This window comes from Simplicispira suum (genome assembly GCF_003008595.1).
Lineage (GTDB): Bacteria > Pseudomonadota > Gammaproteobacteria > Burkholderiales > Burkholderiaceae_C > Simplicispira > Simplicispira suum.
The window spans coordinates 293437-313152 of the sequence record NZ_CP027669.1; the positions used below are offsets into that span (position 1 = coordinate 293437).

Genomic DNA, 19716 nt, shown 5'->3' on the forward strand with positions numbered 1-19716 from the left:
TTTGTCTGGCGGAAACGGAGGGATTCGAACCCTCGATGAGGCTCTACACCCCATACTCCCTTAGCAGGGGAGCACCTTCGGCCACTCGGTCACGTTTCCAATCCCGCTATTATGCCCGAAGACAGGGCGCCTTCAGACGAGCGGCAGGGTGGAATCAGGCGGTTTCCTGGTCCAGACCGAAGGCGGTGTGCAGGGCGCGCACAGCCAGTTCCAGGTATTTTTCGTCGATGACGACCGAAGTCTTGATCTCGGACGTCGAAATCATCTGGATGTTGATGCCCTCTTCGCTCAGCACACGGAACATCTTGCTGGCCACGCCCACATGGCTGCGCATGCCGATGCCGACGATGCTGACTTTGCAGATATTGGGGTCGCCCACCACTTCCTTGGCACCCAGCTCGGGCACCACGGTGTCGCGCAGCAGATCCACGGTACGGGCAAAGTCGGACTGGCTCACGGTGAAGCTGAAGTCGGCTTTGCCGTCCTTGCTGATGTTCTGAATGATGACGTCTACTTCGATGTTGGCGTCGGCCACGGGGCCCAGAATGCGGTAGGCCATGCCGGGGGAATCGGGAACGCCCAGCACCGAAACCTTGGCTTCGCCACGGTTGAACGCAATGCCTGATACGACGGCTTGTTCCATTTTTTCGTCTTCCTCAAAAGTAATCAAAGTGCCCGACTGCATTTCTTCGGCCAGGTCAATATCCCACGGGGTAAAGCTCGAAAGCACCCGCATGGGCACCTTGTACTTGCCGGCAAATTCCACTGAGCGAATCTGCAGCACTTTGCTGCCTAGGCTGGCCATTTCCAGCATTTCCTCGAAGCTCACGGTACCCAGGCGGCGTGCAGCCGGGACGATGCGCGGGTCGGTGGTGTAGACGCCATCGACATCGGTGTAGATCAGGCATTCAGCGGCGCCCATGGCTGCGGCAATGGCCACGGCCGAGGTGTCCGAGCCGCCGCGCCCGAGCGTGGTGATGTTGCCCAGCTCATCAATGCCCTGAAACCCGGTGACGATGACCACGCGGCCCGCGTCCAGGTCAGCCTGCACGCGCTGACTGTCAATGGATTCGATGCGCGCCTTGGTGTGGCTGCTGTCGGTGCGCACCGGCACCTGCCAGCCAGCGTAGCTGACCGAGGGCATGCCCTCGGACTGCAGCGCAATCGCCAGCAGAGCCGATGACGCCTGCTCGCCGGTGGCGGCAAGCATGTCAAGTTCGCGGTGGTAAGCGTTGGATGGCCGCGCGGGGGCCAGCTCGGCTGCCAGGCCCAGCAGGCGGTTCGTCTCGCCGCTCATGGCGCTGGGCACCACCACGATCTGGTGACCGGCGCGCGCCCATTTGGCGACGCGCCGCGCGACGTTGCGAATGCGCTCGGGCGAGCCCATGGAGGTGCCGCCGTATTTGTGAACGATCAAGGGCATGAAGATAGGTGCGACGGGAACCGGGAACTGCGGCGCAGGTTGCAAGGCGTTTTGGGGCGCCGCCGGTGCCTTGTGCTTTAAGGAGCCAAAACCCTGGGATTGTACCAATGGAGGCGGTCGTTGCTGCGCCGCACAAAACCTCCACCCACCTTGATTTCGATCCGATGCCCGCGGGTAGTGCAGGCGGCAATCTGCCGCTGCAGTTCCTGCAGCTGCGCGGCGCTTGGGGCGCAACCGTGTTCGCTTTGCAGCCAGTGGCGCAGCACGTTGGCCTGGCGCGCGGCGCTCAGTTGCTGCAGCGCGCGAATCTGCGGTGGCGTGCCGACGGCGGCAAGGTCGCCCTGCGCCACTTCAAGCAGCAGCCACTGGGCCTGTGCAGCATGCGCGCTGCTGCGGGCAAAGGTGTCACGAAAGGCCGGGAACTGCGCCTCCAGCACCGGCATCAGTTGGGCGCGGATGCGGTTGCGCGTAAAGCGCAGGTCGCCATTGCTCGGGTCTTCCACCCAGGTCTCGCCGCGCGCACGCAGCCAGTCGCGCACCGCCCTGCCCGGCACGCGCAGCAGCGGGCGATACCAGTCGATGCCGGCGCGCTGCCAATGGCTGGGCATGGCGGCCAGGCCCGGCAGCCCTGCGCCGCGCGAGAGCGCCAGCAGCAGCGTTTCCACCTGGTCGTCGGCATGCTGTGCGAGCGCTATGGATTGAATAGCTACTTGCCCAATACCATCAAGCGATAGCGACTCAAAAGCCTTGTAACGGGCGCTGCGTGCAGCCTCTTCCGGGCTTTGGCCCGGCGCCGCACCCGCCGCCACCGGCTGTACCGCCAGCAGCACATTCAAGCGCTGGCACAGCGCTTTGCAATGCGCCTCGAATTCGCCCGCCGCCTGCTGCAGGCCGTGGTTGACGTGGATGGCACAGACCTGGCCCGGCCAGCGCTCGGCGCAAGCGATCAGCAGGGCCGAAGAATCCGCGCCACCGCTCAGAGCGACGGCCAGCGGCAGCGCGGGCCGAAAGGCTGCCATGGCCTGTTCAAACGAATGCGTCATCCGCTTGGCCACCGCTGCAAACGCATGGCTTGAATCCGGTTCAGTGGCTGTCGGCTTTGGTGTCGGTAAAGCGCCCGTAGCTTTGCAGCCGCCCGTAGCGGCGCTCGATCAACTCTTTGACCTTGAGGTCCGCCACCTGGCGAAAGGCGTCGCCCAGCGCGCGCTTGAGGAAGGCCGCCATTTGCTTGGGATCGCGGTGTGCGCCGCCCACAGGTTCATTGACGATCTTGTCCACCAGGCCGAGCGCCTTCAGGCGGTGCGCGGTGATGCCCAGCGCCTCGGCCGCGTCCTGGGCTTTGTCGCTGGTTTTCCACAGGATGGACGCGCAGCCCTCGGGGCTGATCACCGAGTAGATGGAGTACTGCAGCATCAGCAATTGATCGCAGACGCTGAGCGCCAGCGCGCCGCCTGAGCCACCCTCGCCAATGATGGTGGTGATGATGGGCACTTCGAGCTGCGCCATCTCGTAGATGTTGCGGCCAATGGCTTCCGACTGGCCGCGCTCTTCGGCGTCAATCCCCGGAAAAGCGCCGGGCGTATCGACAAAAGTGAACACCGGCAGGCTGAACTTCTCCGCAGTTTTCATCAGGCGCAGTGCCTTGCGGTAACCCTCGGGGCGCGTCATGCCAAAGTTGCGCAGTGCACGCTCTTTGGTGTCGCGCCCTTTCTGGTGACCCACCACCATGCAGGCGTGGCCGTTGAACCGCGCCAGGCCGCCCACAATGGATTTGTCATCCGCAAAGTGCCGGTCTCCGTGCAGTTCGACAAAATCGGTGAACAAATCACGTACGTAGTCGAGCGTGTAGGGCCGCTCGGAGTGGCGCGCAATCTTGGTGATCTGCCAGGGCGTCAGATTCGCGTAAATGTCTTTGGTGAGCTGCTGGCTTTTTTTGCTCAGCTGGTCGATTTCTTCCGAGATATCGACCGCACTCTCGTTCTGCACGTAGCGCAGCTCCTCGATCTTGGTTTCGAGTTCGGCAATCGGGCTCTCGAAATCCAGAAATGTTTTCTTCGCCAACGTCGTTCTCCTTGTGTGTCACCTGCCGGGCACATTCCCTATTTTTCGCATTGCTCAGTGCCACCCAAACCAGGGCCACCGAGCAAAGGCCGCCCTGCGGAGGGCGGCGTCCCCCTTCGCGCAGGAGAAAGGGAGAAGGCGCAAAGCGCGTCAGGGGGTTGCTTAATAACTTACGGGCAGCGGGTCCAGCGAGCGCCAAATATACCAAGTGGCCACACTGCACCAGGGCTTCCAGGCCTGGGCCACTTCGCGCGCATCGCTGCGGCTCACCGGGTCGCCCGAAAAGTAGTTTCGGCTGATACCGTTGAGCAGGCCGACATCGTCCAGCGGCAGCACATTGGGCCGCATGAGGTGAAAGATGAGAAACATCTCGGCCGTCCAGCGGCCAATGCCGCGCACCGCCACCAGCTCGGCAATGATGGCTTCGTCGTCCATGGCCTGCCAGGCATCGACATGCAGCTTGTTGCCGTCAAAGTGCAGCGCCAGGTCCACCAGATACTCGACTTTGCGTGCCGACAGGCCGGCGGCGCGCATATCGTCAATCTTCAGCCGCAGCACGTCGGGCGGGGTGATCGCAGGAGTCAGTGCGGCGAAGCGGTCCCACACGGTCTGCGCCGCCTTCACCGAAATCTGCTGACCGACGATGCTGCGCGCCAACGTGACAAAGGCGTCGCCGCGCGTCTGCAGGCTGGTCTCGCCAAACTGCGGAATCAGGCGCTTCATCACCCGATCCTTCTTCATCAAATGCGTGCGCGCCTGGGACCAGTACTCGGGCGTCGCCAGGTCAGATGTGGTTGCGATCGCTATTACTTTAGAAGCATTCACCGCTTGTCCTTGCTGCGCTGGATGCCAATTTGACTCGTATTTTTCTTCACGTGGCTGCTTCCCAGGTAGTGCCGGCGGCGCTGTCCTTGAGGACGATGCCCTGGGCCAGCAAGGCGGCGCGGATGCGGTCGGCCTCGGCGAAATCACGCGCTGCCTTGGCGGCGGCGCGGGCGGCGATCTGAGCATCAATGTCGACTGCATCGTGCGCTCCGCCGGCTTGCAAAAAGGCGGCAGGCTCGCCCTGCAGCAGCCCCAGGCACCCGCCCAGCGCCTTGAGCAGGCCGGCAGCTTGGTGCGAGCGGCTGCGGTTGACTTCGCCGGCCAGATCAAACAGCACGGCCACGGCTTCCGGCGTACCGAAATCTTCGTCCATGGCGGCGCGAAAGCGCGCGGCATAGGGCTCGGCCCAGTCAATGGCGACGTTCTGCGCAGGCACCAGACTGAGCGCAGTGTAGAGGCGCTTGAGCGCCTGGTGGGCGTCGTCAAGGTGCGCGTCACTGTAGTTGAGCGCACTGCGGTAGTGAGCACGCACCATAAAGAAGCGCAGGGTTTCGGCCTGGTACTCGCGCAGTACATCGCGGATCGTGAAGAAGTTGCCAAGCGACTTGCTCATCTTCTCGTTGTCCACGCGCACAAAGCCGTTGTGCATCCAGAAGCGCGCCAGCGGCTTCCCGTGGGCGCCTTCGCTCTGCGCAATCTCGTTTTCGTGGTGCGGGAACTGCAGGTCGGCGCCGCCGCCGTGAATATCGAAGGTCTCGCCCAGGGTGGCGCAGCTCATGGCCGAGCACTCGATGTGCCAGCCAGGGCGCCCGGCGCCAAAGCTGCTGCCCCATTTGGCCTCGGCGGGCTCTTCGGGCTTGGCCGATTTCCAGAGCACGAAGTCGAGCGGGTCGTGCTTGCCGTCATCGACCGCCACGCGTTCGCCAGCGCGCAGCTCATCAAGCGACTTGCCCGAGAGCTTGCCGTAGCCAGGGAACTTGCGTACCGCGTAGTTCACGTCGCCGTTGCCGGCGCGGTAGGCCAGGCCCTTGCCTTCGAGCGTACCGATCAGCGAGAGCATCTGCGGTACGTATTCGGTGGCGCGCGGCTCGACATCCGGCGGTTCAATGCCCAGCCTGGCAATGTCAGCATGCATCGCCGCGATCATCTCGTCGGTCAACTCGCGAATGGTGATGCCGCGCTCCACTGCGCGCCGGATGATCTTGTCGTCGATGTCGGTGATGTTGCGTACGTAGGTGACGCGGTAGCCGCTGGCGCGCAGCCAGCGCTGCACCACGTCAAACGCCATCATCATGCGGGCATGGCCGACATGGCAGAGGTCGTAGATGGTCATGCCGCAGACGTACATGCGCACATGGCCGGGTTCGATCGGGGAAAACTCTTCCAGGGCACGCGAGAGCGTGTTGTAGATGCGCAGACTCATGGGGATGGCGGTACGAAACAGGCGGGCGGGAGAGGGGTGGAGTATCGGGCGGCCGACGCTGCCCGTGCGGGGCGCGTGCAGGATCCCTGCGCACACGGCGGGCCCGACAAGTCGCCTTGGCGCCGGTTTGCCGCTCTCTGGCAGCGTACCGTCATGACCACCCTCTCAGCTACAATCCGCCGCAGTATAAGCGCCTGCCCGGCCTCCCGCTGATCACTTCACGGACCTTCATGACATCCTCCCGCCGCACCCTCACCCCTCTTGTGCGTCTCGCGCGTCTCATGGCTTTTTCTGCGCTGCTGGGCGCAACGGCCGTGCACGCGGAGGACTATTCAGACATCACCGGCTTGCTCAAAAGCGGCAAGGCTGCCGATGCGCTGGCGAAGGCCGATCAGCGGCTCGCAAGTGCCCCCAAAGACCCACAGTTGCGTTTTTTGCGCGGCGTCGCACAGGCCGACTCGGGCAAACCCACAGACGCCATCGCCACGTTCACGCAGCTCACGCAGGAATACCCCGAGCTGCCCGAGCCCTACAACAACCTGGCCGTGCTGTACGCCAGCCAGAACCAGCTCGACAAAGCGCGCACCGCCCTTGAAATGGCGATCCGCACCAATCCCAGCTATTCGACCGCGCACGAGAACCTGGGCGACATCTATGCCAAGCTGGCTGCCCAGGCCTACAACAAGGCGCTGCAGCTGGATGCGACCAACAGCGCCGCGCTCAATCCCAAGCTCGCGCTGATTCGCGAGCTGTTTGCACCGGGCCGCACGCCCACCCGTACAGCGGCCGCGCCTGCTGCCGCACCCGTCGCTGCACGCGCTCCGGCAGCACCCGTCCCCGTACCGGCAGCCGCTCCCCCGGCCACACCCGTCGTCGTCGCTGCAGCACCAGCTCCGGCACCCAAGCCACCCGTCGCCGCACCAGTGACTCCGGTGGCTGAGGCCGCGCCAGCTGCGGCCCCGGTCCGCGCGCCCGCGGCCGAACCGGTGAGCGCACCCCCAGCCCGTTCCGACAGCGCCTCGGGCGCTGACACCGTCGCCCAGCAAGATGTCGAATCGGCCATCAGCGCCTGGGCCGCCGCCTGGTCGGCACGCGACATGAAGAACTATTTGTCCTCCTACGGCAAGCAGTTCGATCCGCCCGGCAAGCAAAGCCGCGCCGCCTGGGAGAAAGAGCGGGAGTCCCGCATCGTGGGCAAGAAGCACATCAAGGTCACCATCACCGACCTGTCCGTGGACGTCAAAGGCGACAAAGCCACTGCGCGTTTCCATCAGGCGTACGACGCCGATACGCTCAGCGTTGCCAGCCGCAAGACGCTTGAACTGGTACGCAGCCAGGGCCGCTGGGTGATCGTGCGCGAATCCACTGGTAGCTGATGCAACAACGCGTTTTCCTGCGGTGCACCGACTGCACCGCCGTCCCGCATTGATCGCGCCAGACAAGCGCCGACCGCGCGCCTGGCCACGCGTTGGCGCTGCCTGGATGGCCACCGCGCTGCTGGCCATCGGTGCGCTGACGGCGCTGCCCGGCTGGGCGCGTGAGCCGCAGCGCGCAGCGCCGAAAAAGGCCGTCCACACCCAGCGAACAGCGGCAAAAGCCACGCGCGCCGTGGCGCCAAGGCGTGCGGCCGTGGCCGCCGCAGTGCCTGTGGCAGCCAAGGCGCAAGTGGCTCAAGCAGCCCGTAGCGATCAGGCAGAAACCCGGTTGATTCGCGTGTACCGATTGACCGCCCAGGGCCGCACCGAGGAGGCCCTGGCTCAGGCCCACACCCTGGTGCGTGATTTTCCGAACTTCCAGCTCGCGCAGCTGGCGCTGGGTGATTTGCTGACCGCGCGCACACGCCCGCTGGCGCAGTTTGGCGACGTGGCGGCACCCCAGCCTGAAGCAGGAGCGGTTTTGGCCGAACTGCGCCAGGAGTCGCGCCAGCGCGTGGCGGCCGAGCGACTGCGCCCGGCAGCAGGCGCCATTCCGGCGGCCTTTGTTGAAATCTCTGATCGCACGCGCCATGCCATCGCCGTGGATGCCTCGCGCTCGCGCCTGTATTTGTTTGAAAACGGCAAGCAGGGCCTGCGGCTGGTGGCCGACTACTACGCGTCGGTGGGCAAACTGGGGATCGAAAAGGAATTTGAGGGCGATCAGCGCACGCCGCTGGGCGTCTACTACATCACCAGCCGGCTCGACGCCAAGCAACTGGCCGACCTCTATGGCTCGGGCGCGCTGCCGCTGAACTACCCCAACGCCCTCGATCTGCGCCGTGGCAAGACCGGCAGCGGCATCTGGTTGCACGGCACGCCCAGCACCCAGTTTTCGCGCGCACCGCAAGCCACCGACGGCTGCGTGGCCATCGCCAACCCGGACCTGGAGCGCATTCTGAACACCGTCGAGCCGCGCAGCACGCCAGTGGTCATTTCGAGCCAGCTCCATTGGGTGACGCCCCAGGGCGTGGTGGGGGAACGCCAGGCGTTCAACCAGGTGCTGGACGCCTGGAGCAAGGCAAAATCCGAAGGCGACTTGCAGCGTCTGCTGGGCTTTTACACCTATGACTTTCAGGGCATGCGCAGCCAGTCGATCACGGAATTGCGCGCCACGCTGCAGGAAGACCTCCAGGCCCTGCGCGGCCGCACACTGGTGCTCAAGGACAAATCCGCCTTGCACTGGCAAGACAGCAGCGAGACCATGGTGGTCACCTTTGCCGAAGTCCCCGCCGGTGCCCGCAGCGGCCCGGTCAAGCGACAGTACTGGCGTCGCCAGGGACAGCGCTGGCAGATATTTTTTGAAGGGGTGATTGGATGATTTCAAGAAGAAAATGGGCTCTAGCGCTGAATGCGCTTGCGCTGACAGCTATGTTTTCCGTAGCAAATCAGGCCTCTGCCGAAGATGCTCCCAAAGTCAAACTGGCGACGTCCATGGGCGACATCGTGGTGCAGCTCAACCCGGAAAAAGCGCCGAAAACCGTCGCCAACTTCCTGCAGTACGTGCGCGAGAAGCACTACGATGGCACGATTTTTCACCGCGTGATCGACGGCTTCATGATCCAGGGCGGGGGCTTTACGCCCGACATGGCGCAAAAGCCCATGCGCGCACCCATTCCGCTCGAAGCCGGGAACGGCCTGAAGAACGACAAATACACCATCGCCATGGCGCGCACCGGTGCACCCGATTCGGCCACCGCGCAGTTTTTCATCAACGTGAAGGACAACGCCATGCTCAACGCCCCCCAGCCCGACGGCCACGGCTACGCGGTGTTTGGCAAGGTGGTGGAAGGCACCGACGTGGTGGACAAGATCCGGGCTGTAGCCACCAGCAACAAGGGACCGTACCAAAACGTGCCCAAAGACCCCGTCACCATCAACTCGGCCACCGTGGTCGAATAAGCGCATTCGCGAAAGGAATTCCCATGAGCAACCCCCAAGTCGAACTCCACATCGCCGGCTACGGCGTCATCACTCTGGAACTTGACCAGGAAAAGGCGCCCAAGTCGGTCGCCAACTTCCTCGCGTACGTCAACAAGGGCCACTACGACAACACCGTCTTTCACCGCGTGATTCCTGGCTTTATGGTGCAAGGTGGCGGTTTTGAGCCCGGCATGAACCAGAAACCCACCGATGCGCCGATCGAAAACGAAGCGCAAAACGGCCTGAAAAACGCCAACTACACGGTGGCCATGGCGCGCACCAACGACCCGCACTCGGCCAGCTCGCAATTCTTCATCAACGTGGCCGACAACGGCTTTCTGAACCACACCGCGCCCTCGGCCCAAGGCTGGGGCTACGCCGTATTTGGCAAAGTGGTGGGTGGCACCGATGTGGTCGACAAGATCAAGGCCGTTCCCACAGGCCGCAAGGGCTTCCATGACGACGTCCCCAAGGACGACGTGGTGATCGAAAAAGCCGTCGCCCTCTGATCTGATTCACGCAGCGCGCGCGTGAACCCGGCCGTGCCCCAGGCGCAAGAGCTGCTGGCTCCGGCGCACTGGCGCACCGTCGATTTTTTGTCGGATCTGCATTTGCAGGCAGCCGACCCCGAAACGCTCGCCTGCTTCGAGCGCTATCTGGCGCGCACCACGGCCGACGCCGTCTTCATCCTGGGCGATCTGTTCGAGGTCTGGGTCGGCGACGACGCCTGCGACGAAGCCGGCAGTTTTGAAGCAAGGCTGGCCCAGCGGCTCGCTACAGCGGCGCAGCAGCGCCCGGTGTATTTCATGCACGGCAACCGGGATTTTCTGGTGGGAAGCTCCTTGTTCGAGCACACCGGCATCATCGGGCTATCGGATCCCAGCGTGCTCATCTTTGGTACGCAGCGGCTGCTGCTGAGCCACGGCGACCTGCTTTGTCTCGACGACATGGACTACCAGCGCTTTCGCAGCCTGGTGCGCAGCCGCGCCTGGCAGCAAAGCTTTCTGGCACAGCCGCTCGCCCTGCGGCGCGCCCAGGCGCGCGCCATTCGCAGCCAGAGCGAAGCGCGCAAACAAGGCGGCGAAACCTATGCCGACGTGGACGGTCCGGCCGCGCTGGCCTGGCTGCAGGCGGCGGGTGCACGCACCCTGGTCCATGGCCACACGCACCGCCCGGCCGAGCATGCGCTGGCACCCGGCTACCGGCGCGTGGTGCTCAGCGACTGGGACTGCGCCGCCCAACCGCCACGGGGAGACGTGCTCCGCTTGTCGGCGCAGGGCCTGGAACGCCTGCCCATGGGCCCCATATAGGCCGCATGGTTCCCTTCTTCAACCGCCTGCGCAGCAGCCTGCGCGCCACCCTGGCCCCGGTGCCCGACATCTCGGCCGAGCTGTGGCTCCAGACCCTGGGGCGCTACCCCTTTCTCGCCGCACTGCCGCTCGCACAGCAGGCCAAGCTGCGTGCCCTGGCGGCGCTGTTTCTGGATGGCAAGGAATTCCACGGCGCCCACGGCCTGGAGGTGACCGACGCCATGGCCATCGACATTGCTGCGCAGGCCTGCCTGCCCCTGCTGCACTGGGGCGATCCGCACGAGGCGCTCGCCTGGTACGACGACTTCGTCACCATCGTGGTGCACCCCGGCGAGGCCGTCGCACGCCGCGAGAGCATGGACGCCGCCGGCGTGGTGCACCAATACACCGAGGTCCTGGCGGGCGAAGCCATGGAGCGCGGGCCGGTGATGCTCAGTTGGAGACACGTGGCCGAAGGCAGCACGAGCGCAGGCCATGGCAGCAACGTGGTGGTGCACGAATTCGTCCACAAGATCGACATGCAGAACGGCCACGCCAACGGCTGCCCGCCCCTGCCGCGCGGCCTGCTGGGCACGCGTGGCCCGCGCGCGGCGCTGGCGGCCTGGCAGGCCGCGTGGAAGCCGGCGTATGCCGATTTCCGTGAAGCGGTGGTCAAGGCCGAACGCTTTGGCGCCGAGCGGCCCTGGCTGGATGCCTACGGCGCCACGGCGCCCGCAGAGTTCTTTGCCGTGGCCTGCGAGGCCTATTTCGTGAACCGCGAACGCTTTGCGCTGGAGTTTCCCTCGCTCATGCCGGCGCTGGACGGGTTTTTCAAACGCCCGGCGTGATACCGGACCTTCCCTGCAAACGGGGAAGGAGGCTCAAGGCTTGGCTTTGGCCACCGCACCAGTAGCCACCAGGGCCCGCAGCGCCCTCAGCCGCGCCTTCAAGCGCCGTTCGTTCACCAAACCCACGCGTACCATGATTTTTTGCCCGCTCGACAAGGCCTGCAGTTGCGGATCGGCAAATTCGTAACGCACCCAGGGGCGGGCCGAGCTCCATTCGCCCTTGACTTCGGTGAGCTGCACGCGCACCGGCTCGGCCGGCTCGGGCGCCGCAAGCAGGTGGTCAATCACGGCCACCAGGCGGTCATTGAAGTAGCGGCCGGGATAGCCAAGCTCTTCGTAGGCCTGCTGGAACAACGGGTACAGGCGCGCGTACAGCGCCACGGCGCGCTGCAAATCCACCGTTTCCACCCATTGCACCACCGCGCTGTAGCGCGCTGCGTTGTCAGGCGCGATGTGCTGGCCCTCGCCTTCGCCCTGGACGGTAAAGCGACCTTGCGTGGGCTGCACCGGCCACATACCCGCAGGGGCCTGCGCACGCGCCAGGTTGTCGACTGTGGCGACGACGCGGCGCACCAGGCCGTCGATTTGCAGAAAGCTTGCCACCTGGCGTTGGCCCAGCAACTCGGCAATTGCCTGCGCGACGTAGTCGTCGGCACTGGCCAGCGCCGGCAACGCCGCATCGGGCGGGGCCAGTGCATCGATCAGGTTCTGCGGGCCCGAGGCGGGGGTGGATGCTGGTGCAGCCACCGGCGTTGCGATGGGCGGGGAGGCGCTCACGACCACAGGCTGCGTCCGGTTCTGCCACCACCACCAGCCCCCTGCCGCCAGCAGGACCACCACGACCAACAAGGCCAGGGGCCAGCGCGAGCGCTCTTGGGGGGAGTCAAGGTGCTTCGTTCCTGTCCAGACATGGGCGTCTTCCTTTTCGCATCAATAGGGTGTCCTGCACCACTCTACGCGAAGGGGAGCCAGTGCAGTGCTTCACTGCACTGGCTCCCGTCAGGCACCGCCATTCTGCAGCGCAAACCGGGCCGCCTTCGCCACCGATTGCGCGTCCACGCCGAAAAACTCACGCAGTGCCGCCCGCGTGTCGCTGCGTCCAAAGCCGTCGGTGCCCAGCGTGAGATAGCGGCGGCCTGGTGGAATGAAGGCGCGCACGCTCTCGGGCACGGCGCGCACGTAGTCGGTGGCGGCGATCACCGGGCCACGGGTTTCTGCAAGCTGCTGCGTCACCCAGGGCACGCCGGGCGCGGCCTCGCCCGCCAGCGCGCGCTGTTCACAGGCCTGGCCGTCGCGCGCCAGCTCGCTCCAGCTCGTCACGCTCAGCACCGTCACCTCCAAACCCTCGGCCGTCAACAGCTCGGCGGCCTTGACGACTTCAGTCAGGATGGCGCCCGAACCCAGCAGGGTGACATTTTTAGAAGAAATTGGCCTCTCGCGCTTATCTGACAAGCGTCTCCAGCTATCGAAAATGTAGCAACCACGCAACACACCCTCGGCGGCGCCTTCTGGAAGATCAGGCTGGGCGTAGTTCTCGTTCATCAGCGTGACGTAATAGAAGACGTCGCGCTGCTCGGTCACCATCTCGCGCATGCCGGCATCGACGATGACGGCCATTTCGCCCGCATAGGCCGGGTCGTAGGCCTTGCAGTTGGGGATGGTCGCTGCCACCAGGTGGCTGGTACCGTCCTGGTGCTGCAGGCCCTCGCCGCCCAATGTGGTGCGGCCTGAAGTCGCGCCCAGCAAAAAGCCGCGCGCGCGCTGGTCGGCGGCGGCCCAGATGGCGTCCCCCACGCGCTGAAAGCCAAACATGGAGTAGTAGATGTAGAACGGCAGCATGGCCAGGCCGTGCACGCTGTAGCTGGTGGCGGCAGCCGTCCAGCTGGCGATGGCGCCGGCTTCGCTGATGCCCTCCTCCAAAATCTGCCCATCCAGGGCCTCGCGGTAGGCCAGCACCGAGCCGATGTCCTCGGGCGCATAGCGCTGGCCCACACTGCTGTAGATACCGATCTGCTTGAACAGGTTGGCCATGCCAAAGGTGCGCGCCTCGTCGGCCACGATAGGCACGATGCGCGGCCCCAGCGTGGCGTCTTTCAGCAGGCCCGTGAGCATGCGCACAAAGGCCATGGTGGTGCTCATCTCTTTGCCATCGGCCTGCAGGGCGAACTGGGCGTAGCTGGTGATGGGCGGCACGGGCAGTGCCTCGCATGCGGTTTCGCGGCGCGGCAGGTAGCCGCCGAGCTGCTGGCGGTGGCGGCGCAGGTACTGCATCTCTGCGCTGTCTTCCTGGGGTCTGTAGAAGGCCAGGCCCGTGGCCTGCTCGTCGGTGAGTGGCAGGTTGAAGCGGTTGCGAAATTCAATCAGGTCCGCGCCGTCAAGCTTCTTCTGGCTGTGCGTGGTCATCTTGCCCTGCCCGGCCGTACCCATGCCGTAGCCCTTTTTGGTATGGGCGAGGATGACGGTGGGCTGGCCCTTGTGCGCGCTGGCTGCGGCGTAGGCGGCGTGGATTTTCACCAGGTCGTGGCCACCGCGCTTGAGCCGGTCGATCTGCTCGTCCGTCATGCCCTGGGCCAGCGCGGCCAGTTCCGGGTTCTGGCCGAAGAAGTTGTCGCGGTTGAAGCGCCCGTCTTTCGCAGCAAAGGTTTGCATCTGGCCGTCGACCGTGCCCTCCAAAGCGCGCGCCAGGGCGCCTGTGAGGTCGCGGGCAAACAGGCCGTCCCAGTCGCTGCCCCAGACGAGCTTGATGACGTTCCAGCCGGCGCCGGCAAACAAACGCTCCAGCTCGTCGATGATGCGGCCGTTGCCGCGCACCGGGCCGTCGAGCCGCTGCAGGTTGCAGTTGACCACCCAGACGAGGTTGTCCAGCCCTTCGCGCGAAGCCAGGGTGAGCGCGCTGGTGCTCTCGGGCTCGTCCATCTCGCCGTCGCCAAACACGCCCCACACTTTTCGGCCTGCGCAGTCGAGCAGGTTGCGGTGCGTGAGGTAGCGCATGAAGCGCGCGTGGTAGATGCTGCTGATGGGGCCGATGCCCATCGAGCCCGTGGGGAACTGCCAGAAATCCGGCATGAGCCACGGATGCGGGTAGCTCGACAGGCCGTGCGCCCCTGCAGCGGGCGCACTCAACTCCTGGCGGTAGTACATCAAGTCCTGCTCGGAGAGCCCCCCTTCGAGAAACGCCCGCGCATAGACCCCCGGCGCGCTGTGCGGCTGGAAGAACACCAGGTCGCCCCGGTGCTGGCCCGCGCCCAGCCCTTCGCGGGCGCGGAAGAAATGGTTGAAGCCACTTTCAAACAAATCCGCCGCGCTGGCGTAGCTGGCAATGTGGCCGCCCAGCTCGCCATAGGCCTGGTTGGCGCGCACCACCATGGCCAGCGCGTTCCAGCGAATGATGGAGCCGAGCCGCTCTTCGATGGCCAAGTCACCGGGAAACACGCCCTGCTGTTCCACGCCCACCGTGTTCACATAAGGCGTGTTCAGACCGGGCTGCCAACCAACACGCTCGCTTCGCGCCAGGCGCGCGAGCTCTTGCAGCATGTGGCGGGCGCGCTCTGGACCTTGGGTGGCCACCAGGGCCAGAAAGGCATCGCGCCACTCTGCCGTTTCTTCGGGATCGGCATCAAGAGCGTCGGGGGCTTGCAGCATGGCGTGGGGCGTCAGGGCGTTCATGGCTTGGACTCTGGTGTCGTGGGTTGGAAGTGCGTTGAAAAATGAAAAGCGGCGAAATCGTCGTCAGGCCAAGCGCAGACCACAGCAATAGCCGGTGCTATCGCGAGGATTTGCAACGCGGCAGGGCGGCGATTCCCGGCACTTTTCCGAGACGGATTTCCAACCCACGACACTACCCAGGTATCGGGAAAATGTGGTGCTGATTGCGCTGCAATGCGGAACATGAACAGCACAATACGCTGCTAAAAGCAAACTTTGAAGCATATGAAGCTGGACACCGTCGATCTGCGCATACTGCACGAGCTGCAAGCCGACGGCTCGCTCTCGAATGTGGCGCTGGCGCGGCGCGTGCACCTCTCGCCCTCGCCCTGTCTGGCGCGCGTCAAGGCGCTGGAGGCTGCTGGCGTCATCAGCCGCTATGTGGCGCTGGCCAATGCGGCGGCGCTGGGCCTGGGGCTCAACGTCTTCATCAGCATCAGCCTCAAGGCCCAGAACAAAGAGGCGCTGGCCGATTTCGAGCGCCGCATTGCCGAGCAGGACGAAGTCATGGAGTGCTACCTGATGACCGGCGACAGCGACTACCTGATCCGCGTCGCGGTGGCCGACATGGCGGCACTCGAGCGCTTCATCCTGGAGCAGCTCTCGCCAATTCCGGGCATCGAGAAGATCCGCTCCAGCTTTGCGCTCAAGCAGGTTCGCTACAAGACCGCCCTGCCACTGCCTGCGCTTTCGGCGCGCTCTTGAGCGCTTTCGCATGCGCCAGGTCCAGCGCCTGGCCAATGTCGTCCAGCAGGTCTGCCACATCCTCCAGCCCCACCGACATGCGCACCAGGCCTTCAGAAATGCCGTGCGCGGCGCGCTCTTCGGGGGTGTAGACCGAATGCGTCATGCTGGCCGGGTGCTGGGCCAGGGTCTCGGCGTCGCCCAGGCTCACGGCGCGGGTGACGAGTTGCAGCGCGTCCATGAAGCACACGCCGGCCTCCAGGCCGCCTTGCAGTTCAAAGGCAATCATGCCGCCCATCTGGCGCATCTGCTGCCTGGCCAGAGCATGCTGCGGGAAGCTGGGAAGGCCCGGGTAATGCACCACGGCGGTGGCAGGGTGGGCGGCAATGAAGTTGGCCACCGTCTGCGCGCTCTGGCAGTGGCGATCCATGCGCAGCGCCAGGGTCTTGAGGCCACGCATCACGAGGTGGGCGTCTTGCGCCGACATCACGGCGCCGGTCATGTCTTTGAGGCCATACAGGCGCACGCGCTGGGCCAGCTCGGCGTCGGCAAAGATGGCGGCGCCGGCCGTCAGGTCGCCGTGGCCACCCAGGTATTTGGTCATGGAGTGCACGCTCACATCGGCGCCCAGCAGCAGGGGCTGCTGCAGGTAAGGCGTGCAGTAGGTGTTGTCCACCACCACCTTCGCGCCACGTGCGTGGGCCAGGGCCGACACCGCTGCAATGTCCACCAGGCGCATGTTGGGGTTGGCCGGCGACTCCAGGTAGACCACGCGAGTCTTGTCGGACAAGGCCGCCGCCACATGGGCCGGGTCGGTCATGTCCACATGGCGCACGCTGACGCCAAAGCGGGCGAGGCCGTGGTTCAGGAATGCGAAGGTGCAGCCATACAAGGTCATGTCGGCCAGCACCTCGTCGCCCGGCTCCAGCATGGACCACAGCGTGGCCGTGATGGCACCCATGCCCGAGCCAAACACCACCGCGCCCACGCCCTGCTCCAGGCTGGCCAGCCGGCCTTCGAGCAGCGCCAGCGTGGGGTTGGCAATGCGGGTATAGAAGTAGCCGTTTTCCTCGCCGGTAAAGCAGCGCCCGCCGTAGCCCACATCGGGAAAGGCAAAGGTGGCCGAGGTGTAGATCGGCGGCACCAAGGCTCCCTGGTGGTCGGCCGGGTTGTAGCCAAAGTGAATGGCGCGGGTGCTGAAGCCGCCGGTGGGTGTGTCTGCCTTGCCCATGATGTTGTCTCCTGAGTATCGTGTGTGGTAATTGAATTCTTTCCCAAATCACCGGGCAAAAATTCGCTATCTAGCCCACATAAAGAAGCTATATTGGAAATATTCACCGATTTTTTTATCCATAGAGGCAATTTATGCTTAACACCGCCGCAGCCCTGGACGCCGTCGACCGCAGCCTGCTCGACGCGCTGCAAAAAGACGGCCGCGCCACCGTCGGCGAGCTGGCCGAGCGGGTCTCTCTTTCCACCTCGCCCTGCTGGCGGCGGGTGCGGCAACTGGAGGAATCGGGCGTCATCAGCGGCTACCACGCGCACCTGGATCGGCACCGCGTGGGCTATGGCGTGTTGGGCTTTGTGCAGTTGGGCTTGCACAACCACACAGCGGACACCACGGCGGCCTTTGAGCGCGAGGTGCTGGCGCTGCCGCAGGTCCTGTCGTGCCACAACCTCTCGGGCCGCTACGACTACCAGATCGAGCTGGTAGCGCCCGACCTGGAAACGTTCGCGGAGTATTTGCGCACCCGCATCCGCAATCTCCCTGGGGTGCGCGAGATATCCACCAGCTTTTCGCTCAAGGAAGTCAAGCGCACCGTGGCGCTGCCGGTGGATCTGGCCTGACCCGCAGGTCGGCCAGCCTGTTCAGCAGGCCCTAAAACGAGGTCGGCTTGGCGCTGAGACTCTCCATCCAGCTCACACAGGCGGCCAGCTCAGATGGGCGGATTTCGTGGGCGCTGGGAAACTCGCGGTACGTGAGCGTCAGCGGCAGCGTGGCCACATGGTGCGCGATGGACTGCGCGTGCGCGATGGGAATCACATCGTCGTGCGTACCGTGGCTCACCCACAGTGCGTGCCCGCTCAGTGCATCGGGCGGAGCTGCTGCAGCCAGCGCCTGCTCCATCAGCCGCCCATGCCAGACGATGGCCGCACGCATCAGTTCGGGCTGCGTCAGCAGCAGCGACAAGGCCATGCACGCCCCCTGACTGAAACCGGCCACCAGTACGCGTTCGGGCGGTATGTCCAGTTGCTCCGAAGCACTCGCCACGACCTGCGCCAGCAGCGCGCGGCTCGCCGCCTCCTGGGTCTCGTCGATGCGGCGCCCACCGCCCGGTTCGATCGAATAATCAAACCACGCAAACGCTCCCGGCGCCATGCGGTAGGGCGCGCGCAGGCTGAGCACGTAGTAACGATCAGGGATCTGCGCGCTCAGGGCAAACAGGTCCTGCTCGTTGCTGCCGACTCCGTGCAGCAGCACCAGCAGCCACGGTCGCGGCGCGTTGGAAGTGGCAGGACGCTTCAAAAAAGTGAGCGGTAAGTCCAGCATGGATAAGCGCCAGAGGCGATTTTTATTAAAAAAATAGGCCGTTTGCGGCTTCAGGCAGCAACGTGCAAAGCAAAGGCGTCCATCGCCAGGATGCCGTACATCACCTCGCGGCTCAAGTAGGTGGCGCGTGCATCCGGCCCTGCCGCGCCCAGCGCAAAAAACAGCGGCAAGAAATGGTCTTCGCTCGGGTGCGCCCGCAGTGCATGCGGCGCCTGGCGGCGGTAGTCGAGCAGCGCCTGCCGGTCGCCCCGCTCCAGCGCCGCCTCGATCCAGCGCGCAAACTCCAGTACATACGGCGCGGCCCCACGCTCACCGCCAAAAAACTCCGACAGGTTGTGCGTCATGCTGCCCGAACCCACCACCAGCACGCCCTCGCTGCACAAGCCTTGCAGGGCGGCCCCCAGCGCGTAAACCTCGGTCGGCCCGGCGGTCTGTGGCAACGCCAGTTGCACCACGGGCAGGTCGGCCTCTGGAAACAAATGCATCAACGGCACCCAGGCGCCATGGTCCAAGGGACGCTCCGTGTCGCCATGCGCCGCGATTTCAGCCTGGTGCAACAAATCAAGCACCTGCTCGGCCAATGCAGGAGCGCCGGGCGCCGGGTACTGCAATGCATACAGCTCGGGCGGGAAGCCCCGAAAGTCGTGCCAGGTTTCCGGCCACTCGGTCAGAGTCACACGGGCCTCGGGCGCCATCCAGTGGGGCGACAGAATCAACACGCCACGCAGTTCCGGAAACTGCGCACGCAGCGCGGCACCCCAGCGCGCAAGTGCCGGCCCCGTCTCCCCGGCTTCGATGGCAAACAGCGGAGCACCGTGCGACACGTACAGCACCGGCACAAGGGCCTGCGGCGGGGTGGTGTGCTGAGCAGAAGGCGGCATGGACAAATCGCGTTGGGGCAAGGCTCTCACTTTAGACCCTTGGCTGCGCGCCGCAAGCCCCCACCACCCGGCAAGGGCCTTTGGCACGGATGCGCGACGAGACCGGGACGGGCGCTGCGCTCATTCCATTTCCAAATCATTGGTGACGCGAAGGCAAGCTGCAGACATGGCTGTAGCACGCCAAGGCGAAGTCGACTATGTCACTGATGATTTGGAAATGGAATCAGTCCCGCACCGGGCCGCGCAGCGCCTTGGTGTCGCTGCGCTGGCTCTTGCCCTCCAGACGGCGCATCTTCGAACCGTAGCTGGGGCGCGTGGCGCGGCGGGCCTTGGGCGGCACGGCCATGCTGTTGACCAGGGCGTTGAGGCGCTCCAGCGCATCGGCGCGGTTTTGTAGCTGGGTGCGAAACTGCTGCGCCTTGATCACCACCACGCCCTGGTCGGAAATGCGCGCATCGCGCCGCGACAGCAGGCGCTCGCGCACATCTTCGGGCAGGGACGAAGCATGAATGTCAAAGCGCAGATGCACCGCGCTCGACACCTTGTTGACGTTTTGCCCGCCCGAGCCTTGCGCGCGGATGGCGTTGAACTCCACCTCACGCTCATCCACCTGCAGTTTCGGTGCTTTCAT

The 19716-nt window shown here is 64.9% G+C and carries 19 protein-coding genes and 1 tRNA gene; 8 read left to right on the forward strand and 12 right to left on the reverse strand.

Annotated features, from left to right (window positions below):
- Positions 1–6 precede the first annotated feature (6 nt).
- From C6571_RS01405 to cysS, 6 genes are all read right to left on the reverse strand, one after another.
- Positions 7–99, reverse strand: a tRNA-Ser gene (locus C6571_RS01405).
- 55 nt (positions 100–154) lie between these two features.
- On the reverse strand, positions 155–1423 hold the full coding sequence (locus C6571_RS01410; RefSeq protein ID WP_106445114.1) for an aspartate kinase: 1269 nt from the start codon (positions 1421–1423) through the stop codon (positions 155–157).
- Between the two features lie 77 nt (positions 1424–1500).
- On the reverse strand, positions 1501–2466 hold the full coding sequence (gene tilS / locus C6571_RS01415) for a tRNA lysidine(34) synthetase TilS (protein ID WP_106445115.1): 966 nt from the start codon (positions 2464–2466) through the stop codon (positions 1501–1503).
- A 40-nt stretch (positions 2467–2506) separates the two neighbouring features.
- A complete protein-coding gene (locus C6571_RS01420) occupies positions 2507–3484 on the reverse strand; it encodes an acetyl-CoA carboxylase carboxyltransferase subunit alpha (RefSeq protein WP_106445116.1) in 978 nt (325 codons plus the stop codon).
- Between the two features lie 162 nt (positions 3485–3646).
- Positions 3647–4456 carry a DNA-3-methyladenine glycosylase family protein gene (locus C6571_RS01425; RefSeq protein ID WP_420852904.1) on the reverse strand — a complete coding sequence of 270 codons (810 nt, stop codon included), beginning with the start codon at positions 4454–4456 and terminating at the stop codon, positions 3647–3649.
- Positions 4356–5732 (reverse strand): cysteine--tRNA ligase, encoded by a 1377-nt coding sequence (gene cysS, locus C6571_RS01430; protein WP_106445118.1) that lies wholly within the window; start codon positions 5730–5732, stop codon positions 4356–4358. Before cysS ends, C6571_RS01425 begins: the two co-directional genes overlap by 101 nt.
- A gap of 230 nt (positions 5733–5962) precedes the next feature.
- Here cysS and C6571_RS01435 point away from each other — a divergent pair, with 230 nt between their 5' ends.
- From C6571_RS01435 to C6571_RS01460, 6 genes are read left to right on the forward strand one after another with little or no spacing between them, the layout of a single operon-like run.
- The gene (locus C6571_RS01435) at positions 5963–7108 is read left to right on the forward strand and encodes a L,D-transpeptidase Cds6 family protein (RefSeq protein ID WP_106445119.1); all 1146 of its coding nucleotides are present in this window, start codon (positions 5963–5965) and stop codon (positions 7106–7108) included.
- A gap of 49 nt (positions 7109–7157) precedes the next feature.
- Positions 7158–8525: a L,D-transpeptidase family protein gene (locus tag C6571_RS01440; protein WP_245901350.1), complete on the forward strand. Its 1368-nt coding sequence runs from the start codon at positions 7158–7160 to the stop codon at positions 8523–8525.
- A complete protein-coding gene (locus C6571_RS01445; protein WP_106445120.1) occupies positions 8522–9106 on the forward strand; it encodes a peptidylprolyl isomerase in 585 nt (194 codons plus the stop codon). The genes C6571_RS01440 and C6571_RS01445 overlap by 4 nt, the downstream gene beginning before the upstream one ends.
- Before the next feature lie 23 nt (positions 9107–9129).
- Positions 9130–9636, forward strand: coding sequence for a peptidylprolyl isomerase (locus C6571_RS01450; RefSeq protein ID WP_106445121.1), 507 nt, complete (start codon positions 9130–9132; stop codon positions 9634–9636).
- A gap of 21 nt (positions 9637–9657) precedes the next feature.
- On the forward strand, positions 9658–10437 hold the full coding sequence (locus C6571_RS01455; RefSeq protein ID WP_106445122.1) for a UDP-2,3-diacylglucosamine diphosphatase: 780 nt from the start codon (positions 9658–9660) through the stop codon (positions 10435–10437).
- 5 nt (positions 10438–10442) lie between these two features.
- The gene (locus C6571_RS01460; RefSeq protein WP_106445123.1) at positions 10443–11264 is read left to right on the forward strand and encodes a M90 family metallopeptidase; all 822 of its coding nucleotides are present in this window, start codon (positions 10443–10445) and stop codon (positions 11262–11264) included.
- Positions 11265–11297: 33 nt separating this feature from the next.
- Here the strand turns inward: C6571_RS01460 and C6571_RS01465 are convergent, their stop codons facing one another.
- Both C6571_RS01465 and mdeB read right to left on the reverse strand, forming a co-directional pair.
- Positions 11298–12119 (reverse strand): DUF3014 domain-containing protein, encoded by an 822-nt coding sequence (locus tag C6571_RS01465; protein WP_106445124.1) that lies wholly within the window; start codon positions 12117–12119, stop codon positions 11298–11300.
- A 144-nt stretch (positions 12120–12263) separates the two neighbouring features.
- Entirely contained in the window at positions 12264–14930 is a 2667-nt protein-coding gene (mdeB, locus tag C6571_RS01470; protein ID WP_106445125.1) for an alpha-ketoglutarate dehydrogenase, read from the reverse strand.
- Positions 14931–15194: 264 nt separating this feature from the next.
- Here mdeB and C6571_RS01475 point away from each other — a divergent pair, with 264 nt between their 5' ends.
- A complete protein-coding gene (locus C6571_RS01475; RefSeq protein WP_106445126.1) occupies positions 15195–15674 on the forward strand; it encodes an Lrp/AsnC family transcriptional regulator in 480 nt (159 codons plus the stop codon).
- On the opposite strand, the gene C6571_RS01480 is transcribed toward C6571_RS01475, so the two are convergent.
- A complete protein-coding gene (locus C6571_RS01480) occupies positions 15616–16884 on the reverse strand; it encodes a methionine gamma-lyase (protein ID WP_106445127.1) in 1269 nt (422 codons plus the stop codon). The two genes, C6571_RS01475 and C6571_RS01480, sit on opposite strands and share 59 nt — an antisense overlap.
- Positions 16885–17018: 134 nt before the next feature.
- Between C6571_RS01480 and C6571_RS01485 the strand changes: the two genes are divergently transcribed.
- Complete coding sequence (locus C6571_RS01485; RefSeq protein ID WP_106445128.1) at positions 17019–17501, forward strand: Lrp/AsnC family transcriptional regulator; 483 nt, start codon at positions 17019–17021, stop codon at positions 17499–17501.
- Positions 17502–17532: 31 nt separating this feature from the next.
- On the opposite strand, the gene C6571_RS01490 is transcribed toward C6571_RS01485, so the two are convergent.
- From C6571_RS01490 to arfB, 3 genes are all read right to left on the reverse strand, one after another.
- On the reverse strand, positions 17533–18204 hold the full coding sequence (locus tag C6571_RS01490) for an alpha/beta hydrolase (RefSeq protein WP_106445129.1): 672 nt from the start codon (positions 18202–18204) through the stop codon (positions 17533–17535).
- 50 nt (positions 18205–18254) lie between these two features.
- The gene (locus C6571_RS01495) at positions 18255–19085 is read right to left on the reverse strand and encodes a dioxygenase family protein (RefSeq protein ID WP_106445130.1); all 831 of its coding nucleotides are present in this window, start codon (positions 19083–19085) and stop codon (positions 18255–18257) included.
- A 223-nt stretch (positions 19086–19308) separates the two neighbouring features.
- Positions 19309–19716, reverse strand: coding sequence for an alternative ribosome rescue aminoacyl-tRNA hydrolase ArfB (gene arfB, locus C6571_RS01500; protein ID WP_106445131.1), 408 nt, complete (start codon positions 19714–19716; stop codon positions 19309–19311).

Excerpts from the sequence above, each read along its gene's own strand:
- C6571_RS01410 (WP_106445114.1), bottom strand. The coding sequence starts at position 1,423 with ATGCCCTTGATCGTTCACAAATACGGCGGCACCTCCATGGGCTCGCCC.
- tilS (WP_106445115.1), bottom strand. The coding sequence starts at position 2,466 with ATGACGCATTCGTTTGAACAGGCCATGGCAGCCTTTCGGCCCGCGCTG.
- cysS (WP_106445118.1), bottom strand. The coding sequence starts at position 5,732 with ATGAGTCTGCGCATCTACAACACGCTCTCGCGTGCCCTGGAAGAGTTT.
- C6571_RS01435 (WP_106445119.1), top strand. The coding sequence starts at position 5,963 with ATGACATCCTCCCGCCGCACCCTCACCCCTCTTGTGCGTCTCGCGCGT.
- C6571_RS01445 (WP_106445120.1), top strand. The coding sequence starts at position 8,522 with ATGATTTCAAGAAGAAAATGGGCTCTAGCGCTGAATGCGCTTGCGCTG.
- C6571_RS01450 (WP_106445121.1), top strand. The coding sequence starts at position 9,130 with ATGAGCAACCCCCAAGTCGAACTCCACATCGCCGGCTACGGCGTCATC.
- C6571_RS01460 (WP_106445123.1), top strand. The coding sequence starts at position 10,443 with ATGGTTCCCTTCTTCAACCGCCTGCGCAGCAGCCTGCGCGCCACCCTG.
- mdeB (WP_106445125.1), bottom strand. The coding sequence starts at position 14,930 with ATGAACGCCCTGACGCCCCACGCCATGCTGCAAGCCCCCGACGCTCTT.
- C6571_RS01475 (WP_106445126.1), top strand. The coding sequence starts at position 15,195 with ATGAAGCTGGACACCGTCGATCTGCGCATACTGCACGAGCTGCAAGCC.
- C6571_RS01480 (WP_106445127.1), bottom strand. The coding sequence starts at position 16,884 with ATGGGCAAGGCAGACACACCCACCGGCGGCTTCAGCACCCGCGCCATT.
- C6571_RS01485 (WP_106445128.1), top strand. The coding sequence starts at position 17,019 with ATGCTTAACACCGCCGCAGCCCTGGACGCCGTCGACCGCAGCCTGCTC.
- C6571_RS01490 (WP_106445129.1), bottom strand. The coding sequence starts at position 18,204 with ATGCTGGACTTACCGCTCACTTTTTTGAAGCGTCCTGCCACTTCCAAC.
- C6571_RS01495 (WP_106445130.1), bottom strand. The coding sequence starts at position 19,085 with ATGCCGCCTTCTGCTCAGCACACCACCCCGCCGCAGGCCCTTGTGCCG.
- arfB (WP_106445131.1), bottom strand. The coding sequence starts at position 19,716 with ATGAAAGCACCGAAACTGCAGGTGGATGAGCGTGAGGTGGAGTTCAAC.